The sequence below is a fragment of the Pseudomonas sp. R1-1 genome, from assembly GCF_051132135.1.
Taxonomy (GTDB): Bacteria; Pseudomonadota; Gammaproteobacteria; order Pseudomonadales; family Pseudomonadaceae; genus Aquipseudomonas.
Genome location: NZ_CP071663.1, coordinates 4,641,554 through 4,660,010 on the forward strand (window position 1 = coordinate 4,641,554; position 18,457 = coordinate 4,660,010).

General features: G+C 58.7%; 17 protein-coding genes and 1 pseudogene. 4 read left to right on the forward strand and 14 right to left on the reverse strand.

The features are described from left to right. The first annotated feature begins 32 nt into the window (after positions 1 to 32). A complete protein-coding gene (locus J3P75_RS20795; protein ID WP_090282229.1) occupies positions 33 to 401 on the forward strand; it encodes a YgaP family membrane protein in 369 nt (122 codons plus the stop codon). 149 nt (positions 402 to 550) lie between these two features. On the opposite strand, the gene J3P75_RS20800 is transcribed toward J3P75_RS20795, so the two are convergent. From J3P75_RS20800 to J3P75_RS20820, 5 genes are all read right to left on the reverse strand, one after another. Beyond that, positions 551 to 1,000 (reverse strand): YcgN family cysteine cluster protein, encoded by a 450-nt coding sequence (locus tag J3P75_RS20800; protein WP_434708007.1) that lies wholly within the window; start codon positions 998 to 1,000, stop codon positions 551 to 553. Between the two features lie 243 nt (positions 1,001 to 1,243). After that, complete coding sequence (locus J3P75_RS20805; RefSeq protein ID WP_434708008.1) at positions 1,244 to 2,176, reverse strand: D-2-hydroxyacid dehydrogenase; 933 nt, start codon at positions 2,174 to 2,176, stop codon at positions 1,244 to 1,246. A 104-nt stretch (positions 2,177 to 2,280) separates the two neighbouring features. Beyond that, complete coding sequence (locus J3P75_RS20810; protein ID WP_434708010.1) at positions 2,281 to 2,574, reverse strand: YcgL domain-containing protein; 294 nt, start codon at positions 2,572 to 2,574, stop codon at positions 2,281 to 2,283. After that, positions 2,571 to 3,704, reverse strand: a complete 1,134-nt coding sequence (gene rnd / locus J3P75_RS20815; RefSeq protein ID WP_434708011.1) for a ribonuclease D — start codon at positions 3,702 to 3,704, stop codon at positions 2,571 to 2,573. Before rnd ends, J3P75_RS20810 begins: the two co-directional genes overlap by 4 nt. A 163-nt stretch (positions 3,705 to 3,867) precedes the next feature. After that, positions 3,868 to 5,517 carry a phosphoethanolamine transferase gene (locus J3P75_RS20820; protein WP_434708013.1) on the reverse strand — a complete coding sequence of 550 codons (1,650 nt, stop codon included), beginning with the start codon at positions 5,515 to 5,517 and terminating at the stop codon, positions 3,868 to 3,870. Positions 5,518 to 5,929: 412 nt separating this feature from the next. Between J3P75_RS20820 and J3P75_RS20825 the strand changes: the two genes are divergently transcribed. Both J3P75_RS20825 and J3P75_RS20830 read left to right on the forward strand, forming a co-directional pair. Continuing rightward, complete coding sequence (locus J3P75_RS20825; protein ID WP_434708014.1) at positions 5,930 to 7,123, forward strand: cyanate transporter; 1,194 nt, start codon at positions 5,930 to 5,932, stop codon at positions 7,121 to 7,123. Positions 7,124 to 7,299: 176 nt separating this feature from the next. Then, positions 7,300 to 8,235, forward strand: a complete 936-nt coding sequence (locus J3P75_RS20830; RefSeq protein ID WP_093103759.1) for a LysR family transcriptional regulator — start codon at positions 7,300 to 7,302, stop codon at positions 8,233 to 8,235. A 3-nt stretch (positions 8,236 to 8,238) separates the two neighbouring features. On the opposite strand, the gene J3P75_RS20835 is transcribed toward J3P75_RS20830, so the two are convergent. The 6 genes from J3P75_RS20835 to J3P75_RS20860 all read right to left on the reverse strand — a co-directional run bounded on the left by J3P75_RS20835 (position 8,239) and on the right by J3P75_RS20860 (position 13,930). Next, positions 8,239 to 8,601, reverse strand: coding sequence for a 5-carboxymethyl-2-hydroxymuconate Delta-isomerase (locus tag J3P75_RS20835; protein WP_434708015.1), 363 nt, complete (start codon positions 8,599 to 8,601; stop codon positions 8,239 to 8,241). Positions 8,602 to 8,766: 165 nt separating this feature from the next. Further along, positions 8,767 to 9,687 carry a LysR substrate-binding domain-containing protein gene (locus J3P75_RS20840; protein WP_206414874.1) on the reverse strand — a complete coding sequence of 307 codons (921 nt, stop codon included), beginning with the start codon at positions 9,685 to 9,687 and terminating at the stop codon, positions 8,767 to 8,769. 87 nt (positions 9,688 to 9,774) lie between these two features. Then, on the reverse strand, positions 9,775 to 11,871 hold the full coding sequence (locus J3P75_RS20845; RefSeq protein ID WP_434708016.1) for a DUF6311 domain-containing protein: 2,097 nt from the start codon (positions 11,869 to 11,871) through the stop codon (positions 9,775 to 9,777). Further along, positions 11,868 to 12,254 carry a GtrA family protein gene (locus tag J3P75_RS20850; protein WP_434708017.1) on the reverse strand — a complete coding sequence of 129 codons (387 nt, stop codon included), beginning with the start codon at positions 12,252 to 12,254 and terminating at the stop codon, positions 11,868 to 11,870. Before J3P75_RS20850 ends, J3P75_RS20845 begins: the two co-directional genes overlap by 4 nt. Further along, positions 12,251 to 12,961 (reverse strand): class I SAM-dependent methyltransferase, encoded by a 711-nt coding sequence (locus tag J3P75_RS20855; protein ID WP_434708019.1) that lies wholly within the window; start codon positions 12,959 to 12,961, stop codon positions 12,251 to 12,253. The genes J3P75_RS20850 and J3P75_RS20855 overlap by 4 nt, the downstream gene beginning before the upstream one ends. A gap of 3 nt (positions 12,962 to 12,964) precedes the next feature. Beyond that, positions 12,965 to 13,930: a glycosyltransferase family 2 protein gene (locus tag J3P75_RS20860; RefSeq protein ID WP_434708020.1), complete on the reverse strand. Its 966-nt coding sequence runs from the start codon at positions 13,928 to 13,930 to the stop codon at positions 12,965 to 12,967. A 278-nt stretch (positions 13,931 to 14,208) separates the two neighbouring features. On the opposite strand from J3P75_RS20860, the gene J3P75_RS20865 reads away from it, so the two are divergent. After that, the gene (locus J3P75_RS20865; RefSeq protein WP_090282215.1) at positions 14,209 to 14,400 is read left to right on the forward strand and encodes a YegP family protein; all 192 of its coding nucleotides are present in this window, start codon (positions 14,209 to 14,211) and stop codon (positions 14,398 to 14,400) included. 437 nt (positions 14,401 to 14,837) lie between these two features. On the opposite strand, the gene J3P75_RS20870 is transcribed toward J3P75_RS20865, so the two are convergent. The 3 genes and pseudogenes from J3P75_RS20870 to J3P75_RS20880 form a co-directional block, all read right to left on the reverse strand. Further along, a complete protein-coding gene (locus tag J3P75_RS20870) occupies positions 14,838 to 15,200 on the reverse strand; it encodes a response regulator (protein ID WP_093103781.1) in 363 nt (120 codons plus the stop codon). Beyond that, positions 15,197 to 17,380 (reverse strand): PAS domain-containing sensor histidine kinase, encoded by a 2,184-nt coding sequence (locus J3P75_RS20875; RefSeq protein ID WP_434708021.1) that lies wholly within the window; start codon positions 17,378 to 17,380, stop codon positions 15,197 to 15,199. Before J3P75_RS20875 ends, J3P75_RS20870 begins: the two co-directional genes overlap by 4 nt. A gap of 400 nt (positions 17,381 to 17,780) precedes the next feature. After that, a pseudogene (locus tag J3P75_RS20880) lies at positions 17,781 to 18,268 on the reverse strand (DNA adenine methylase); the annotation flags it as partial. Positions 18,269 to 18,457: the final 189 nt, after the last annotated feature.

The following is an 18,457-nucleotide window of genomic DNA, read 5'->3' on the forward strand; positions in this document are numbered from 1 at the left end:
TTTATCCATCATTGATTGCCTGGAGAACCATCATGTCCGAGCTCAAACGCGTCGAATCGACCCCGTTTCAATCTCATTCCAACCAGAACGTCCATGGCTGGGAACGCATTGGCTCGTTGACCGGCGGCGTGCTGATGGTCGGCAAAGGGCTGCGCCGCGGCGGTGTATTCGGCCTGATCCAGGTGGCCCTCGGCGGCATGGCCATGGCCCGCGGGATTACCGGGCACTGCTCGGCGAAGAGCCTGCTGGAGAAAAGTCGTCAGGACATGAACAACGTGCGGGCGAAGATCGAGCGCGCCGGGGAAGAACTGAACAAGCTGAAAACCAATGCCGAAGTGGCGACTGAAACTGCCACCGTGACCGGCAATGATTCGCTGAAGTCGCCGAAAGCTGCGGTTTGATCCAAAACCTTTAGCGCTTCTGCTGGCCCCATCGCTGGCAGGCCAGCTCCCACAGGGGTTGTGTACGACACGAAACGTGTGGGAGCCAGCCTGCTGGCGATAGCGGTCTGACAGGCGGCCGATCAACATCAAGCCCGCCCTTTCTCCGCTCAACCCGCGCGAAAAATCAGGTGATCTTCCCAGTCATCCTCGGGCACGCTGCCCTCGGCCAGCATGCGCCCGGACTGGGAAATCCGCTCGTGGTGCACCGCGTCGCGATCGCCACACACCAGGTGATGCCACAGCGGTAAGTCCTTGCCCTCGCTGACCAGACGATAGCCACAGGTCGGCGGCAGCCATTTGAACTCTTGGGCCTGACCCGGCGTGAGCTGAATGCAGTCGGGGACGAACTGGATGCGGTTCGGATAATCGCTGCACTGACAGGTCTTCAGATCCAGCAGTTTGCAGGCGATGCGCGTGTAATAGACGCTGTTGTCTTCTTCATCCTCGAGTTTCTGCAGGCAGCACAGACCGCAGCCGTCGCACAGCGATTCCCATTCCTCGTGATCGAGCTGATCGAGGGTTTTGCGTTTCCAGAACGGTTCGACTATCGCGGCCATGGCTCAAGCATCAACATCAGGTGGTGAAAAGGCCGCCAGTCTAGTGCCAGCGGGGCTGCGGGCCAAGCGCTGGCGACTGTCGGTAAATCCTGGTCGTCGCCTATGAGCCACACCACAAACCATTGTGGGAGCCAGCCTGCTGGCGAAAGCGGCCTGTCAGTCAACATTGTTGTTGTTTGACACTGCGCAATCGCCAGCAGGCTGGCTCCCACAGGTGTTGTGCATCTTCCGGCAAGCGGCGAGTCAATAACCGCGGTCGAAATCCACTTCGCCGCGCAATGCCTCGCCCGCCTGATAGGCCTTCAGGTTGTCGACAAACAGCTGCACCATCAACGCCGGTGAAGTCGGCGCCGAACTGTGCCCGGTCAGCAACAAGCCCCATGCCGTCCAGAAAGGATGGCGCTGCGGCAACGGTTCCTGCCGGCAAACGTCGATCACCGCCCCGGCCAGATGCCCTTCTTTCAGGGCTTCCACCAGGTCAGCGTCAACCACCGCGACACCGCGGCCGGCGTTAATGAACAATCCGGTCGGTTTGAATTGCTTGAACAGCGCCGCATCGTAGATATCGTGGGTGTGCTCGGTGTTGGGCAGCAGATTGACCACGTAATCGACCTCCCCGACGAGGCGCGGCAGATCCACCATCGAGCCGACTTCGACAAACGGCGCCTGCTCACGGGCGCTGCTGGCGATGCCGTACAGCTCGATGCCGAACGGCAACAGAAACTGCGCCACGCTCTGGCCAATATCCCCGGTGCCGACGATCAGCACCTTGCGCCCGACCAGGCTCTGGCCACTGCGGTTGTCCCACTTGCGCTCGACCTGGCTGACCAGACGCGCCAGCACTTCGCGCTCATGGCCGAGTATGTAGGTCAGCACGTATTCAGCCATCACCTGACCGAAAATCCCCACCGCACGGGTCAGGCGATAATCGCGGCGCAAGCCGTCGGCGAGCAACGGCGTGATCCCGGCCCAGGTCGATTGCAGCCATTGTGGCTGATGCCCTTGGCGCAACAGCGTCGCCAGCAGGTCCGGCTGGCCCAGCCACACCGGGCAATCGGCAGCCTGCCGCGCCAGTTCGGCGGAGTCGCCGCTGGTCAGTACTTCAAGCTCGGGCGCTGCCTGACGCAGCAGCCGGGCGTATATCGCGTGGTCGTGTTCAGCAATCAGAACGCGCATCTTCAAACCTTTCGCAAGCCGTGCAGACGGTCGCCGGATTCCGGCGGCCATCGCGGTAAAAACAGTTCCAGGGTGGATCGAGGCTCAGAACAGAGCCCCGCCGATCAGACCGGGTCGTTGCGGCGCAACAACTCTTCGGGCAAGTGCTCGATGTACTCGTCCTCGGCCGGCGGCATCTGCAGGTGATAGCCCTGCTTGTCGAGGTTTTCCAGGACCACGGTGATGTCTTCGCTGGCCAGTTTGCGCGCAGGCGACAGCACCAGATCGAAGGAATGTTTCGCTTTGCCGAACGCCAGCATCAGCGCTTCCGGCACGCGCTTGAGCGCATCGCTTTTGAGCACGTAAAGGTACATGCCGCTGCGCTTGGAGCTTTGGTAGATGGAGCAGATACGTTTCAAGGCTGTTCTCCGGCGGTGGCCAGGCTGTCGAGCAGCTTCTGACCCATGAGTTCGCGGCGCCAGCCACGCAACGACTCGGGCAATTGGTAAGGCCCCTCGGGGAAACCGCTTTTGACCAGCGCTTCGAGGGTTTTCTTGCGCAGCATCAGTTCCGGCGCGATATCCAGACGCTCAGCCTCGGCCTGCCCCAGTGCGCGCAGGCGTTTAATCAGTGCAGCGGCTTCGATCGGCAACGGCTCCGGGACGGCGGGCGGCCATTGATCAGGCCCCAAACTGCCAGAGCGTTTGATCAGCTCAAGCAGAAACTGGCCGTCCTGACGCACGGTACGCGGGTGCATGTCTTCGATCTTGCCCAGCGCGGCGAGATTGTCCGGTTGCGTGCGGGCCAGCGGCCACAGCGAATGCTCGCGGACGATGCGGTTGCGCGGCAGGTCGCGGGCTCGCGCCTCACGCTCGCGCCAGGCGCACAGTTCGCGCAGCACGGCCAGTTGCGCACGGGACAGTTTCCACGCCAGCTTGGCCTCGCGGTAAACCTCGTACGGATCGGTTTCGCGGCGCAGATTGGCGACCAGTTCGGCGCCATCTTCCAGCACCCAGGCGAACTTGTCGGCGGACAGCCTGGGCTGCAGTTCTACAAACACTTCGGCCAGATGCACGGCATCTTCGGCGGCGTAGCTGATCTGCGTCTCGGACAGCGGACGTTGCAACCAGTCGGAACGGGTTTCGCCTTTGGGCAGGTCGATGCCGAGCACTGACTGCACCAGTCGCGAATAGCCCATCGAGAAACCGAGATTCAGGTACGCAGCAGCCAATTGAGTGTCGAACAGCGGCGCCGGCAGACTGCCAGTCAGACGCAACAGCACTTCGAGGTCTTCGCTGCAGGCGTGCAGCACTTTCAGCACCGCCGGGTTTTCCAGCAACGCCGCCAGCGGTTGCCAGGCATTGATGGTCAGCGGATCGATCAGGTAGGCGCGTTTGCCGTCGCCAACCTGCAACAGGCCGGCGATCGGATAGAAGGTGTCGACCCGCATGAATTCGGTGTCGAGGGCAACGAACGGCAGCTGCTGCCACTCGGCGCAAAACTGCGCGAGGCTTTCGTTGTCGCGAATCCAGTGAATATCGATAGCCACACGGCTCTCCCTTGAAGAATGGCGCGCAGTATATATCGCCACCGGCGGTTTACGCGCCTGGGAAGGGTAACAGCTGTAACGAAATGTCCTGCGATATGGAAAGAATAGTCTGACAGAGGATACAGACAGGCCCGTCGCGTCAGCACGACGGGCCCGAGATTGTTCAGTCCTTGGCCAACACGCCGTCGATCACCGCACCACGGCAACCGGCAAACAAGTCCAGATCGGCTTGGTAAATGCTGCTTTTGACTTCCAGCAGGCCGAGCATCGAGTGAAACAGATTGTCCTGGCTCAGCGGTTTGTCGCGGCTCATTTGCAGGCAGTGTGTATCGACCGAGTAGGCTTTTTGATAACTGTCGGAGAACCACGCCAGCATCGCCACATGTTTCTGTTGTTCCGGCGCCAGCATGTAAGGCGTGCCATGCAGGAACAGGTTGTACTCGCCCAGCGACTCGCCGTGATCGGACAGATACAACATCGCGGTATCGACTTTGTCCTGATTGCTGCGCAATACATCGATCAGGCTCGACAGCACATGGTCGGTGTACACCAGTGTGTTGTCGTAGCCGTTAACGATACTTTCACGGCTGCAATTGTTCAGCGCGTTACTTTCGCAGACCGGGGTGAAGTGCTCGTATTCCTTCGGATAGCGCTTGAAGTATTCCGGGCCGTGGCTGCCCATCTGGTGCAATACCAGCACGGTGTCCTTGTCCAGGTGATCGATAAAGCTCTGCAGGCCTTGCAGGAGAATTTCGTCGCGGCATTCGCTGTTGGCGCACAGCGCCGGATCCTTCAGATTGCTGACATCCTGCACCGTGACGCGATCGCAAGTGCCTTTACAGCCGGACTGGTTGTCGCGCCAGATCACGTCAATGCCGGCACGCTTGAGCACATCGAGCAGACCTTCCTCATTCTTCGCCTTGCTCGCGTCGTAGTTCTTGCGGCCCATGTTGGAGAACATGCACGGCACCGACACGGCGGTTTCCGTGCCACAGGAATGTACATCGGTGAAGGCGATCAGCCCGGCTTCCTTGTCGAGTGTCGGGGTGGTGTCGCGGGGGTAACCGAGGATGCCGAAGTTTTCCGCACGGGCGCTTTCGCCGACGACCAGCACGGTCAGGGATTTACGCGGTTGCAACTTGATGTCCGGATTACGCTGGGCGTCTTCGCCGATTTTGATGAACGGCTGCTGTGCGGAAGCTACTTGTTCACGCAAGTAACCAGCAGAAGCGCCGATAAAGTTGCTCGGCACCAGCATCAAGCGAATTTCATGATGATTGCGAAACAGCGAGGACAAGCCTTGATAGTTGGCCAATGCCACCCCGCCAATAACCGCCGCACTGGCAACACTCACCACAACTTTACTGAACACTTCGCGATGCCAGAGACGATAATTAACCGGCACTTTCCACAACAACCATGAAGGCAAGACACCGAGCAACAGAATAAAAGCAAACAACTTCAACGACAGCAGATCGCGAACTTCCGTGACATTGGTTTCGGCAAAATTCCGAAACATGCCGGCATCCATCATCACGCCATACTGATCCATGAAGTAAGCCACACCGGCACTGGTTAAAAACAGCGCGATCAGCACGGGCTTAAGCAGCGGGCGGAAGGCCAATACCGTCAGCACCAGATTGAATGCCGCCAGGATCATTACGGCAAAAGCCACACACATGGCGATGCCCCGGCCATCGGCGCCGGTGATCGCGAACAGGTGCTGCCAGAGCACCAGATTGAAACCGATCAGGAGAAAGGCACTGGCGATCAACGTCACCCATTCCGGGCGCACGGCTTTTGACTTGAACATAGAAAGGGCTGTTCCTGAAAAGAAGAGCCTTGGTTGTAACGACTTTTTCATTTGTGAAAAATTCATTAACCAAGTGCATACAAACTTTAGGCAGGGAACCATCAATTTTTTGTGAAAAAGACGCCAACGATTAGTTGGCCTTTAACAATATCGCTGGACCAAGTATGTATTTGAGAATGGTTCAGGGTTTATTCAGAAAAAACGCTCAGCTCATGTAGGAGTGAGCCTGCTCGCGATAGCGATGTGTCAGGCAACACTTATGCTGAATGACACACCGCCATCGCGAGCAGGCTCACTCCTACAGAGGGTTGAGGCGGTATCGAGTTATTAAATAGTGCTGTGGATTTTCTGGTTTGCCCGGCATGCACGGCTCCGCGCCTAATCACCGGTCTGCGCTTATGAAGGACACGCCATGCAAACCGCTCACGCCACCACTCGCCCCGCTGTGGGATTGATGCTCGCCATCGTCCTCGTCGCGCTCAATCTGCGACCGTCGATGGCCGCGGTCGGTCCCCTGCTGTCGGCCATTCGTGGCGACATCCCGCTGAGTTTCAGCCTCGCGTCACTGCTGACCATGCTGCCAGTGATGGCGATGGGGCTGGCGATGTTTTTCGGTCTCGCAATCAGCCAGCGCCTTGGCCAACAGCGCACGGTGTTGGTGTCGCTGCTGATCATTGCGCTGGCAACGCTGGCGCGGCTGTTTGTCGATACGGCGACCGGGTTGATTATCAGCGCCGTGCTGGCGGGCATCGGCATTGCGTTGATTCAGGCGTTGATGCCTGCGTTGATCAAGTCGCGCTTCCCCGACAATGTGGCGCTGTGCATGGGCCTGTATGTCACGTCGATCATGGGCGGCGCGGCGCTGGCGGCGACCTTCGCGCCGTGGGTGATGGTGCAGACCGCAAGCTGGCGTATGGGTCTGGCGGTATGGGCCTTGCTGGCATTATTCGCGCTGCTGGCCTGGTGGGCGCAACGCCGTCATTTGCCGATTACTCTGACGCTGGCCGCGAAGAAAGACGTTTTCGCCAGTAACGGTCGTGCCTGGTTACTGGCGATTTTCTTCGGACTGGGAACTGCGTCCTACACCTGTGTGCTCGCCTGGCTCGCTCCGTACTACGTGGAACAAGGCTGGAGCGAAGAAAACGCCGGGCTGGTTTTGGGTTTTCTGACGGCGATGGAAGTCATTTCCGGCCTGCTCGTTCCCGCTATCGCCAACCGCAGCCGCGATCGACGCGCGATCCTGATGATGTTACTGGCGCTGATCATTGCCGGGTTCTGCGGCCTGGTCCTCAGTCCACAGCAATTGAGCCTGCTCTGGCCGTGCCTGCTGGGCCTGGGCATCGGTGGCTTGTTTCCGATGAGCCTGATCGTCGCGCTCGATCACCTCGACGACCCGCAGCGGGCCGGGGGCCTGACGGCGTTCGTGCAGGGCATCGGATATCTGATCGCCGGGCTCTCGCCAATGCTGGCCGGGTTGCTCCGCGACCGCCTGGGCAGCTTCGAATGGGCGTGGTGGTCGCTGACGGCAGTCATGGCGCTGATGCTGCTGATGGTGTTGCGCTTCGATCCGCGGCACTACCGCCGACACTTTTCACCAGCGAGCTGAAGGCCTCTGGCCAGCTTTATCCGCTTTGATCGCTGACGTCGTATTGCTAAAAGTTTCTGTCCCACATGTGACCGTGAAATGTCTTACAGGGCTTTCTCCTGGCACCATCGTTCCGCTAGGATCGTTCGCACACGTTTGCGCGGTTTCAGCGCAAGGAGCACAGCGAGACAGAACGGATGCTGAACAGTAACTTGCTTCGAAAGCTCGACATGCAGGACCTCATGGTGTTTGTCGCCGTGTATGAGCAAAGCAGCGTCACCGATGTGTCGGAAACCCTGTTCGTCAGCCAGTCCACCGTCAGTTACTGCCTGAAAAAACTGCGCACCAGTTTTGAAGACGAACTGTTCATCAACACCCGCACCGGCATGCGCCCGACCTACAAGGCCAGCAGCATGTACGGCCATGTGCAGAAGATCATCGAAAGCATCAACCTGTGTCACGCCGGCGCCCCGACGTTCGACCCGAGCCAGCAAGCCGTCACCTTTAACATCTGCGCGCCGGAATATTTCGAGCAACTGATCCTGCCGCGGCTGTTGAAGCGCTTCGACTTCGACGATTTGCCGGTGATGGTCAACATGCACAAGTTCGAGACCGACGTCCCGGCGGAAGAACTGCGCGACGGCAGCCTCGATCTGGTGATCAGCTTCGGCCCCAACTTCCACCGCCAGCACAACGATCTGAAATCACGCCTGCTGCTGGAAGATGATCTGGTTTGCGTGTTCGACAAACGCGCTACGCCGCTGGAACCGCGCTTGAGCCTGCAAGCCTTTACCGAGCGCCGCCACGTTTTCCCGACACCCTGGACTTCATCCACCAACATGGTCGATGGCTGGCTGGCGCGGCAGGCGCAGAAACGTCAGATCGTCGCGCGCTCGAACAGTTACAGTGCGGCGTTGAAGATGATTACCGGCACCGATTTCATCCTCACCCTGCCCCGCCGTATCCAGCGTCTACTGACCAACGAGGCAGTGTTCAACCACTGCGAGGCGCCGAACGGCTTGCCCGGCTTCACCCTCGACATGCAGTGGTGCCAGAGCGTCGATCAAGACAGCGCCAACGTCTGGCTGCGCGAGCAGGTGGTCAACGTCTGCAGCGAACTTGATGCAAGCTGAGCCCTACACGCCCACCACAGCTTTGCTGTAGGACTCGCGGTCGATATCGAGCAGTTCTACACACAATTGCACTTCGACACCGGTCGGCCATTCGCAGATGTCCTGCAACGCCGCCAGCAGACTTTGCGACAACTGCTTCTTGATCTCCGGCGAACGCCCGCTGAGCAGTGCCAGTTTGACGTGAACGAAGGCACGCTCGGCGAGCGCGGTACCGACCTTGAATGTCTCGACCTTGACCGCACGGCCCTTGATATCGAACTCGGCAGCGAACTGACCAGACCCCACCAGAGTGTTGTTGAGCCGGATCAATGCAACATCGGCGTTCAGCGGCAGGTTGGCGGTGTATTCCATGTGCAGATGGGGCATTGAAAGTCTCCGGTCAGTGGGGTGTAGGGCGGTACATATAGCACAGTCGCACCCAGGCTTTTTGTAGGAGTGAGCCTGCTCGCGATAGCGGTGTGTCAGGCAACACTCATGCTGAATGACACACCGCTATCGCGAGCAGGCTCACTCCTACAGAGGGTATGTTTATCAAAGCGGATTTTGTGGCCGTTCGCTCATGAAGGCTTCCAGCCGCGAACGCAACCAGCGCTCGGCCGGATCGCTGTCGACGTGGCTGAGCCAGACCATCGACAGGTCCAGCGTGGGAGTCTTGAACGGAAACGGCTCCTGGAACAGCAATCCAGACGCAGCCATCGCCGCCGCGGTGTAATCGGGCAGGCTGGCGATCAGGTCCGTACCGGCCAGCAGCGCCGGCAACGCGCTGTATTGCGGCACCGATAACACCACCTGGCGCGTGCGGCCCAGCTCCGCCAGCCACTCATCGGCGTAGCCACTGACATTGGCCGTGTGCGAGACCAGTACATGCGGGCGCGCGCAATATTCATCCAGGGTCAGCGGCGTATCGCTGGCATCGGCGCGCAGAATGCTCGGCTGGATGTGCCGCAGCAATTTACGCTTGGCGTTGGCCGGCAGGCCGCGGGTCTGGCTGATGCCAACGGTGATATCACCCGCCGCGAGCAGATCGGGAATCCGCCAGTAATCGGCGTGTTGCACCACGAACACCACGTTCGGCGCTTCCTGGCGCAGGGCTCGCAACAGCGGCGGCAGCAGACCGAACTCGACGTCATCGGACAGGCCGATGCGAAAGGTCATGGTACTCACGGCCGGGTCGAAATCACGGGTCAGGCTCAGCGCCACCGACAGCGAATCCAGCGCCGGTTTCAGATGACGGAAGATATCTTCGGCGCGGGCCGTCGGTTCCATGCGATGGCCGACCCGGATGAACAGCGGGTCGTTGAGCATCGTGCGCAGGCGGTTGAGTGCCGAACTGATGGTCGGCTGGCCGAGAAACAGTTTCTCCGCCGCCCGGGTCACGTTGCGTTCGAGCATCAAGGTCTCGAACACCACCATGAGGTTGATATCGGCCTTGCGAAGTTCATTGCGGTTCATCCATTGCCCCCTGCTCCCCGGAATGCGGGCAGTGTAGAAAGACGCCGAGCCCGGCGTCCATCAACGTTTTCGCAACAAAACGCGATTTCAACGGACGGTCAGCGATTTCAGCCCCAGCCCCATCACGCGTGCGTCATCGTTCAAGCCGAGGTTTCGCGGACTGGTCGCGTCCGGCAGATGGATTTGCAGGATCAACGGCTGGCCATTTTTCAATTTGTCCTGGACCGCTGCGCTGAGCGGAATTTCCAGCACGTTGTCTTGCACCTGAGTCAGGCGCGTCGACAAGGCCTCAACCCCGTCGATGCTGACGATCACCCGCTGAGTCAGCCGGGGCGGCATGACGAACGCCAGCACGTCCATGACGATCGCAGTGCTCTGCGGCGCGACACGCACAGCGATTTGCGCCTCTAGCCCTTCGCTCCAGGTCCCCCAGCTTTCCGGCGCGGCCCAGCCCTTGAGCAACTGTCGGCTGTTGCGATTGAACAGTTGCACCAGTCCCGGTTGGCTCAAGGGCAGCGGCGACATCGAGCGCCCCTCATCGACCATTGGCAGGCATTGCTCGCAACGCTTCCAGCCTGGTGCCAGCACGACAAAGTCGTCAACGCGAGCCAGCAGATCTGTCTCGCTGCGCACACTCTTGACCGCCAGATCCAGCGCGTCATCGTCGAGGATGTACAGCGAATCGGCGGCATATTCTCCGGAACTCAGCCGGCGTTGTGCATCGCGCTGAGCGTGGTCGAGTGCGTTGGGGCTCATGCGTCCCATATACACGGCATCGGTGTTCAAGCCATGCGTTGCGGCAAACCAGGCAATGGGCTGCCATTGATCCGACTGGTTTTTCGGCATCAGGGCACGGATCTTCTTGTAGTGCGCCGCGGCGCTGCCCCAGAACGGGTCGCGCATCGGGCTGGTCCACACCGAGGACGCCGGCAGCATTTTGGTCGCGCGTAGCCCCTGCCAGGCAATACGGGTGTCGGTGACTTGTGCGGTCAACGCCACGGCCAGCAAGGCGATGGCGATGGGCGCCCGGTATCCACGCACAATCAGGTAGATCACCAGCAACACCAAGGTGTAGAACACCGGCCAGAACATCCGCCCCGAAGCGCGGAAAATGCTCGCCAGCCCTTCGATGATTTTCGGCAGCGGATAACTGAACGTGCTCGCGCCGAAGCCGATCTGATTGGACAGCGCAAAAAGAGTCAGCCCGATCATTGCTGCCAGCAGCCATGGCCAGCGAAGCAGCAGCGACTTCAGGCTGATGTTGCTTCGCCACAGTGCAATCGTTGCCAACGGCAACAGCATCAACACACCGAGGCCCAGATAGTTGAAACCTTCGTAGTCGCCACCGCGCTTGGCGAAGCCCGGCAACACGTACGACCAGCCGTCCGCATCGAACAGGGCCAGCAGGTTCATCCGATACCAGCCGAAACCACCGCCGCCCGCCCCGTCGGCGATGCTGAAATAGCCCGCCTGCCAGCAACACACGCTGACCAGCGCAAACAAGCCACCAAACTCGATCAGCCCCCGACGCCGACTCAGCTTGCCGGCCATGACTTTACCGAACAGGTCAGCCACCCAGATCAACGCCACCATCACTAATAAATAGGCATGCACCAACGCCGTCGCGCCGAGCAAGGTCCCCCAGGCCAGGCGACGCCGCTCAAGTGCCGGATGCAAGGCCAGATACAACGCGGCGAGAATCAGAAAGTGTGCGACAAGCGACAGGTGCCCCCCGGTGCGCAAGAACATCGGCGGCGAAAACACCAATAACCCGCAACCCAACAGGCGCAGCGCGGCGTTATCGGTGATGAGCCCAAGCAATTTCCAGCCGAACCAGGCTTGCAAGACAAAACAGGCCAGCAACCATAAGCCGAAATACTGAAACGTCTCGGGCAACCAGCCATCGACAGTTTTGAACAGTACTGCCAGCAGCGGATTGGAATCGGAAAAAATCACCGCACTGCCCAGCTCCAGTCCATAAGACGGATTGAGCCCGAGCGGAAATGTCCACGGCCCATGACGAAAATTCACCCAGCCCAGGTAATGCGTTGCCGGGTCGCCGTCCTTGAGCCAGGCGATGTTCTGCGGGTCCAGCGCATGCGGGCCGATCACCAGCAAAAACGCCAGCACACCCAGCAATACAGGCAAAAGCGCGAGAGCCGGATGCTTGTTCAATTCCCTCATCGGTACGTCCAGAAGTTATGCAACACAAACGTAAAGGCCGGAATCGTCAACGCTACCGCCAAGATGCCCAGCAAATAATGCAGCCCCGCCATCTGCGCCGCCCAGGCGACCAGCATGGCCAGGAAAAATCCGCCGAGCGACACCAGCAGAAACCGCAGCAGCGTTCGGCCATGTAACCGCGCTGAAAAGCTCCAGGTGGTGTTGATCACATACGACACCACCGTTGCCACGGCGAACGCCACGCCGTTGGCCAACGGCGGCAAAGGACTGATGAAGTTGATGAACCCGATCGCGACCAACGCATGCAAAGCCGTGACGAACAAACCGGTCACGGCAAAGCGCACACCACGCTGGATAAACGCGGCTCTTTCGCGTGGGGTCACGGTTTCTGCGCCAGTACAAATACGCTCAGACCCGCCAGACGATTCATCCCCATCAGCGGTAACTCAAGGCTGCAAAGCGTCTTGAGCACGGTATTGACCAGTGGATGATGACGCTTGAGTTGCGAGCGCGGCAGTTGCGCCTGGGCGCCCTGCGGCAGCCAACGCAACGCTGCGGCAATCGGAAACACCGCGCCGAAATAATAGGCACCGCGCTGCACTGTCAAACCGGCATCGCGCGCCAGGGTTTCGAACTGCGCCAGGGTGTAACGGCGCTTGTGTTCGAGAAAGTCGTCGTGACCGCTCCACAGGAACTGGAACGCCGGCACGGTCATCAGAAAGCGACTGCCTGACGGCACTTTGTCGACGTACATCTTGAGCAGGCCGAGGTCGTCGTCGACATGTTCGAGCACGTCCATCAGCAGCACCAGATCGGCGTCGACGTGGTCGATGTCGCGGCGATAATGCACCGGTTTGCCAGCGGCAGTACCGCTGGAATCGGCGGGGTAACTGATGTCGACGCACCACGCCTCGCGCGCCTGGGTGTGGGTCAGCAGGTGGTGCGAGAAGAAACCCGAGCCGGCGCCCACATCGAGAATTCGCTGGATCGGCCCGTCACCGAGCAAACGTCGGGTGGCCGCGGCCTTCGAGCTGTAATACCAATGCTCATTGATGCTGTCGCCGAGGATGTCGGTTTCCTTGAGATCCATGTGTCAGTCCTTGGGGTCGTAGACGCGACGCACCAGAAAAACCGGCCGGCGTTTGGATTCGATATAGGTGCGGCCCAGGTACTCACCGAGCACGCCGATGCCGATCAATTGCAAGCCGCCGAGAAACGTCACGGCCACCATCAGCGACGCGTAACCAGGCATGTCGACGCCATGGATCAACGTGCGCAGGACAATGAACATGGCGAAGGCAAACGATACCAGCGACACCGCCGCGCCCACATACGTCCAGACGCGCAGCGGTTCGGTGCTGAAACTGGTGATGCCTTCAAGGGCGAAATTCCACAGCCGCCAGCCGTTGAACTTGCTTTGCCCCGCCGCGCGCTCAGGGCGTTCGTAATCGACGTGCGTGGTGCGAAAACCGACCCAGGCGAACAAGCCCTTCATGAAGCGTCGGGATTCGGGCAGCGTCAGCAACGCATCGACCACGCAGCGATCCATCAGACGAAAATCGCCGACATTCTCGGGTAACGGCTGTTCGGCGATCCGGTTGTGCAGGCGATAGAACCAATGCGCGGACGCCTGCTTGGCCCAGGTGTCGCTGCGGCGACTGACACGATGCCCCAGCACGACTTCATAACCTTCGCGCCAACGCTCGATCATTGGCAGGATGACTTCCGGCGGATCCTGCAGATCGGCATCGATCGGCACGACAATCTGCCCGGTGGCGATCTGCAGACCGGCAGACAACGCCGCCTCTTTACCGAAGTTGCGACTCAAATCGACGATGCGCAGACGCGGATCATGCCGCTGATGCCCGAGCAGACGCTCAAGGGTGGCATCGGTGCTGCCGTCATTGACGAACACCAGCTCAAGGTCAATCAACGGTTGCTGCTGAAAGACTTCATTGATCCGCCGCAGAAAGGTGTCGAGGCTGTCCTCTTCGTTGAAAACCGGGACCACCAGCGATAACGTCACCTGCCCGGCCTGTTGCGTTCCGTGCTCAGTCAAAGGGAGTGCTCTTTTTTATAGTGTTTGTCGGTCGCCGATCAGTTTCGACGCCATGAGCCGTCCCGTATTAAGCAGTAGCGCTGGCAGCGTTGCAACAAGCAAACAGCGGCATATCGGCCAATCCGGACGCCTATCCCCCCGCTCTAGCCCGCGCCCCTCGGAAACATCCGCCAACGATTGGAAACAAATGTCCGATAGCCAAAAAAACCGTCTGCGCTAGGCTTGCGACGATGCGCCACACCGACTGACGCACATCTAAATCGCATGGAGCGAACTGAATGTATTTCGAGATTTACAGGCAATCCAGAGGCACCCCCCGCACCGGCCAGGGACAATGGCGCTGGAGACTGAGAGCAGGCAACCATGAGACCATCGCCAGCGGCGAGTCTTATGTGAACAAGGCGGATTGTCTTCACGTGATCGGGTTGATCAAGGCGGTGCAGGGGGAGACGCCGGTTAAGGAGATTTGAAGCCTCGGCCTGATAGGAATTCGTTCTCGTAAGACCAGGAAGCCCGGCAGACAAATAATCGTCTGCTGGGCTTTTATCCGTACCGGTAACGGAGCGAATCCTTGCGCAATGGCAGACAAGGTCACAGGATTTTTACGGGACGACCGGTTCCCAGGCTCTCGATGACCAATGGATTGCGCCAGAAAAAAGCGAGTTCAATGCGCAGTGTCGACCGGAATCATCGTCTATCGGTTTGTATAGGTCAGATGTGCGGACGCCGCGTACGGCCGATACCGGCTTTTGTCATCCAATGAAGGCATTCACGACGAGATACTGCGCGCCTGGCTCTCACTTTCGTCTATGCGTATGCGGGTCTCACCCAGTGTCAAATCAAACATCTCCTCTTGCTGCCGCCCCCCTTTCCAATGATCGGACACAAGCAAAAGAGCTTTACTGAACTAATATTTCAGCGTTAGTGCAATTCTTGACCGAAGATCGATGTCCGAAAACGGCTTATGCAGGACCGGACAATCCGCAAACTCTTCCGGCAGGCCGCTAGCGCCGTAACCCGTACTGAACAAGAACGGGATGTTGCGCGCACGCAGAGTCCGAGCTGCCGGAAAAACGCGCTCTCCAGCCAGGTTTACGTCGAGAATCGCCAAATCTACATCCACCACACTTGCCGCCTGCAGAGCCTCCGCTAGTCGGGCCACGGAGGCGACTACCGTGCACTCCCATTCCTCGAGCATCTCCTCGATCAACATGGCAATGGCGCCTTCGTCTTCAACCAGAAGCACCTTTATTCCTTTGATAGAGATCATGGTGAATCCCCAGCGAGTGTGAACGAGAACCGGCAGCGAACGCCCTCACGGGAGAAGTCGAGTTCAAAAGAACCGCCTAGATCACGCTCGATGCAGCGCTTCATCAACCGCGAACCCAATCCTTCTCGCTCAGGCGTGAACACGGGGGGACCGCCCTGTTCACGCCAGTCCAGGCTGAGTAGCGCTCCGTTCGGTTTGGGTTGCACGCTCCACCTCACTGAAAGTGTCCCCCTCTCGGTGGACATCGCTCCGTATTTAAGGGCGTTGATTGCCAGCTCATTGAGCGTCATGGTGAGGTTCAGTGCGACGCGACTGTCAACGTTGAAGGCATCACCAGTGATCACGACGCGGCCGGGCTCTTGGCCAAATATGGGCGTTAACACTTCATGGGCTAGCAGATCCAGCGGGGTAAGGCCCCAATGCCGCTTAGTCAGCAGATCGTGGGCACGCGACAATGCGAGCAACCGGGCTTCGAACCGTGTGTACCCATCATTGGCATCCTTGGCGTTGCGCGCTGTTTGCGCCGCTAGGGACTGAACCGTAGTCAGCGTGTTCTTGACTCGATGATTCAGCTCGTCGATCAGGTTTTTTTGTCGGTCTTCTGCTTGCTTACGCTCGGTGATATCCACCAGCATGTTAATGGCACCGACAAGGTTTCCGTCGGCATCATGGAGGGGGGTCGGATAAGGCGTAAATGGCACACGTGTGCCATCCGGACGCTCTGCTATGGCCTCAACGCCCCGAATCGGCCGATTTTCCCTAAGAGCTACGGCCATGGGGCATTGGTCGTGAGGAAGATAGGAGCCATCGGTGTTGAACAATTTCCAGGTTACGCACCATAATTCGCCCAGTTGCGGCGTTCGCCCCGACAACTCGACTGCCGCACGGTTATAGAATGTGATGCGCCCCTCAGCGTCAGTAGTGTAGGTGGCCGCCGGCAGCGCTTCTAGTAAATTGCGCATGTGACGCTCGCTTTCTCGCAACCGGTTTTCCGTTTTCCGGGCCAGCGTCACATCCTGGATGACGCGCACACCATAGCGGAACCTGCCGTCAGGAGCCCTTACCGACGAGCTATGAATATCGAGATAAAGCGGCTGGCCATCGAGCTTCATGGCCTTTTTGCGCAACACGTAGTTGTCCAGGTTACCTGCCACCTGCCGTGCATATAACTCTCTATCCTGCTCAACACTGTCCGGATGGGTATAGTCAAAAAAGGTCATCGTCAGCAGCTGCTCGCGAGAGCGACCTAGCATGGTACAAAGGGCATCGTTCACCCGGAGCAGGCGGCCATCCTCTCCCGCCTCAGCAATTCCGATGGTCGCCGCCTCGTAGGTAGCCGCAAGCCGATCATCGCTCTCCTGGCGCTCAACTTCAGCTTCATGCACGCGCGTCACATCAACAGTGAAGCAACGTGTGTTGAAGAACTTACCGTCTTCAAATCGCCCGTTAGAGGTAATCGCGACATGTTTGATGGTGCCGTCCTTAGCCCTCAGACGCGCCGGATAACTTTTCAGGCAATCACCGCTACTGAGTTTATTGAGGATGTCTCCGATTACCGGCTCGTCAACATGGAAATCGGTGATGTGACGGCCAATGTACTCGTTCGGGGAATAACCCAGCAGCGACAACTCCGCTTTATTGGCACGCAGGATAATGCCCTCGCCGCTGACAATATGAAGGCCGACGGCGCTGTTTTCGAAAAAGTCTTCAAGATCGGAGCCTTGGCGTCGCAGTTCTTCGGCTATTGCGTGGTGCGCCGAGACGTCCTGAAAGCAATTGATCGCGCCTTGGATTTCCCCACGCTGGTCTCTAAGGGTGCGGATATTCATGAGCGCTACAAAGCGTGATCCGTCCGGGCGCTCGATCAAAACCTCCTGGTTACGCGAATTTAGGCCTTTGATGAGGGTGGAAGCCATGGGACATTCGTCAACAGCTAATGGCGTGCCGTTTGTCGTGTAGAGCCGGTACGAGCCGCAAAAACGGTCCCCATTCTCACCTAGGGCAGGTGTTCTTCCCCACAGATTGACCGCTTCGCTGTTGAAGCTGACGAGCCATCCGTTGCGGTCACACAAGTAGATTGCCCCCGGAATGGCATCGAGCGAATGGGGCCCCCTGGTGATCAGACTCTCGTACTCAGTGGGTTGCCCATTGTCCGTGGGGAACTCGTCAACATTCAACATGCTTCTTCCTCAATGCCTGTATTCCTAAAACGCGCCATCTGTCGACGTCTTGGCTTTCTCTGAGCGTATCTCCTGAGGTCGTATTCCACCTCAGATAAATTTCATGAGCACGGCAAGCTTTTTCTTGGGGCAGCAAAGGACTGGATCGCTACTTGTTGCGCTAGTTCAGTAATTGGCACAAAGCCCCCTGCACGTTTTGACGACGTTAAGAGCGTAGCCCTGATGGCGGCGTGACGAGGCCACAATGAATATGATCGCCTCCAATAGGCACTGTCGACCAAGCGAATAGCCCGTGATATCTACCATATGAATTTCCAGATTAAGAAAGCAGCCTCGCCCTGTTCATCGAAAATACCACTTGGATAACCAGGCCGTCGGAATGCCATTCGCGTCATGATGATCAGAACAAGCCGCCCAACGATTCTGGCGCCCAGTTCATGATCACCCGCTCACCGCTCACCTCGGCTTCGCCTTGCCGCTGGTTGGTTGTGGTGTAGAGGAGTCTAAGGTTTCGAAATCGAAACCATCGAACACACGGCGGATATCCGGATGGTCGTTGATGCTGACCATCACCTTGCCTTTGCAGTGGCGCATGAAGTCGGCCATCCGTTCGTAGTTCTCGAACGGAAAGTCCACGCCGTAACCGGCTGTCTGCCAGTAAGACGGGTCCATGTAGTGGAAGGTGTGGACGCGGTCGTGACGTTCAGCGAATTCAAGCCAAGGGAGATTTTCGACGTAGGTGCCGGACAGTCGTTACCAAGCGACTGAGAGGTTTTCCTCGATCCGCAGCAGGTTAATGGCTGGGGCAGTCGTCGCCGTGCCGAACGTCTGCCCCGAGACCTTGCCGGCGAAGGCATGGTGCTGCAGGTAGAAGAATCGGCATATGCGGATATGAGTCCGACAAGCAGATCGCTCGTGACACTGATCGTTGCGTCTGCACATAGAAATGCGGCAATAGCTCCGCCTTCCAAAAACTGCCACAAAGGCAACCTGAGGCTTATACCCCTGCCACCAACAGCCAACGCTGTCGTGCTTCCTGCCAAACCCACATACGTAACTCCCTGATAGGCTCCAATA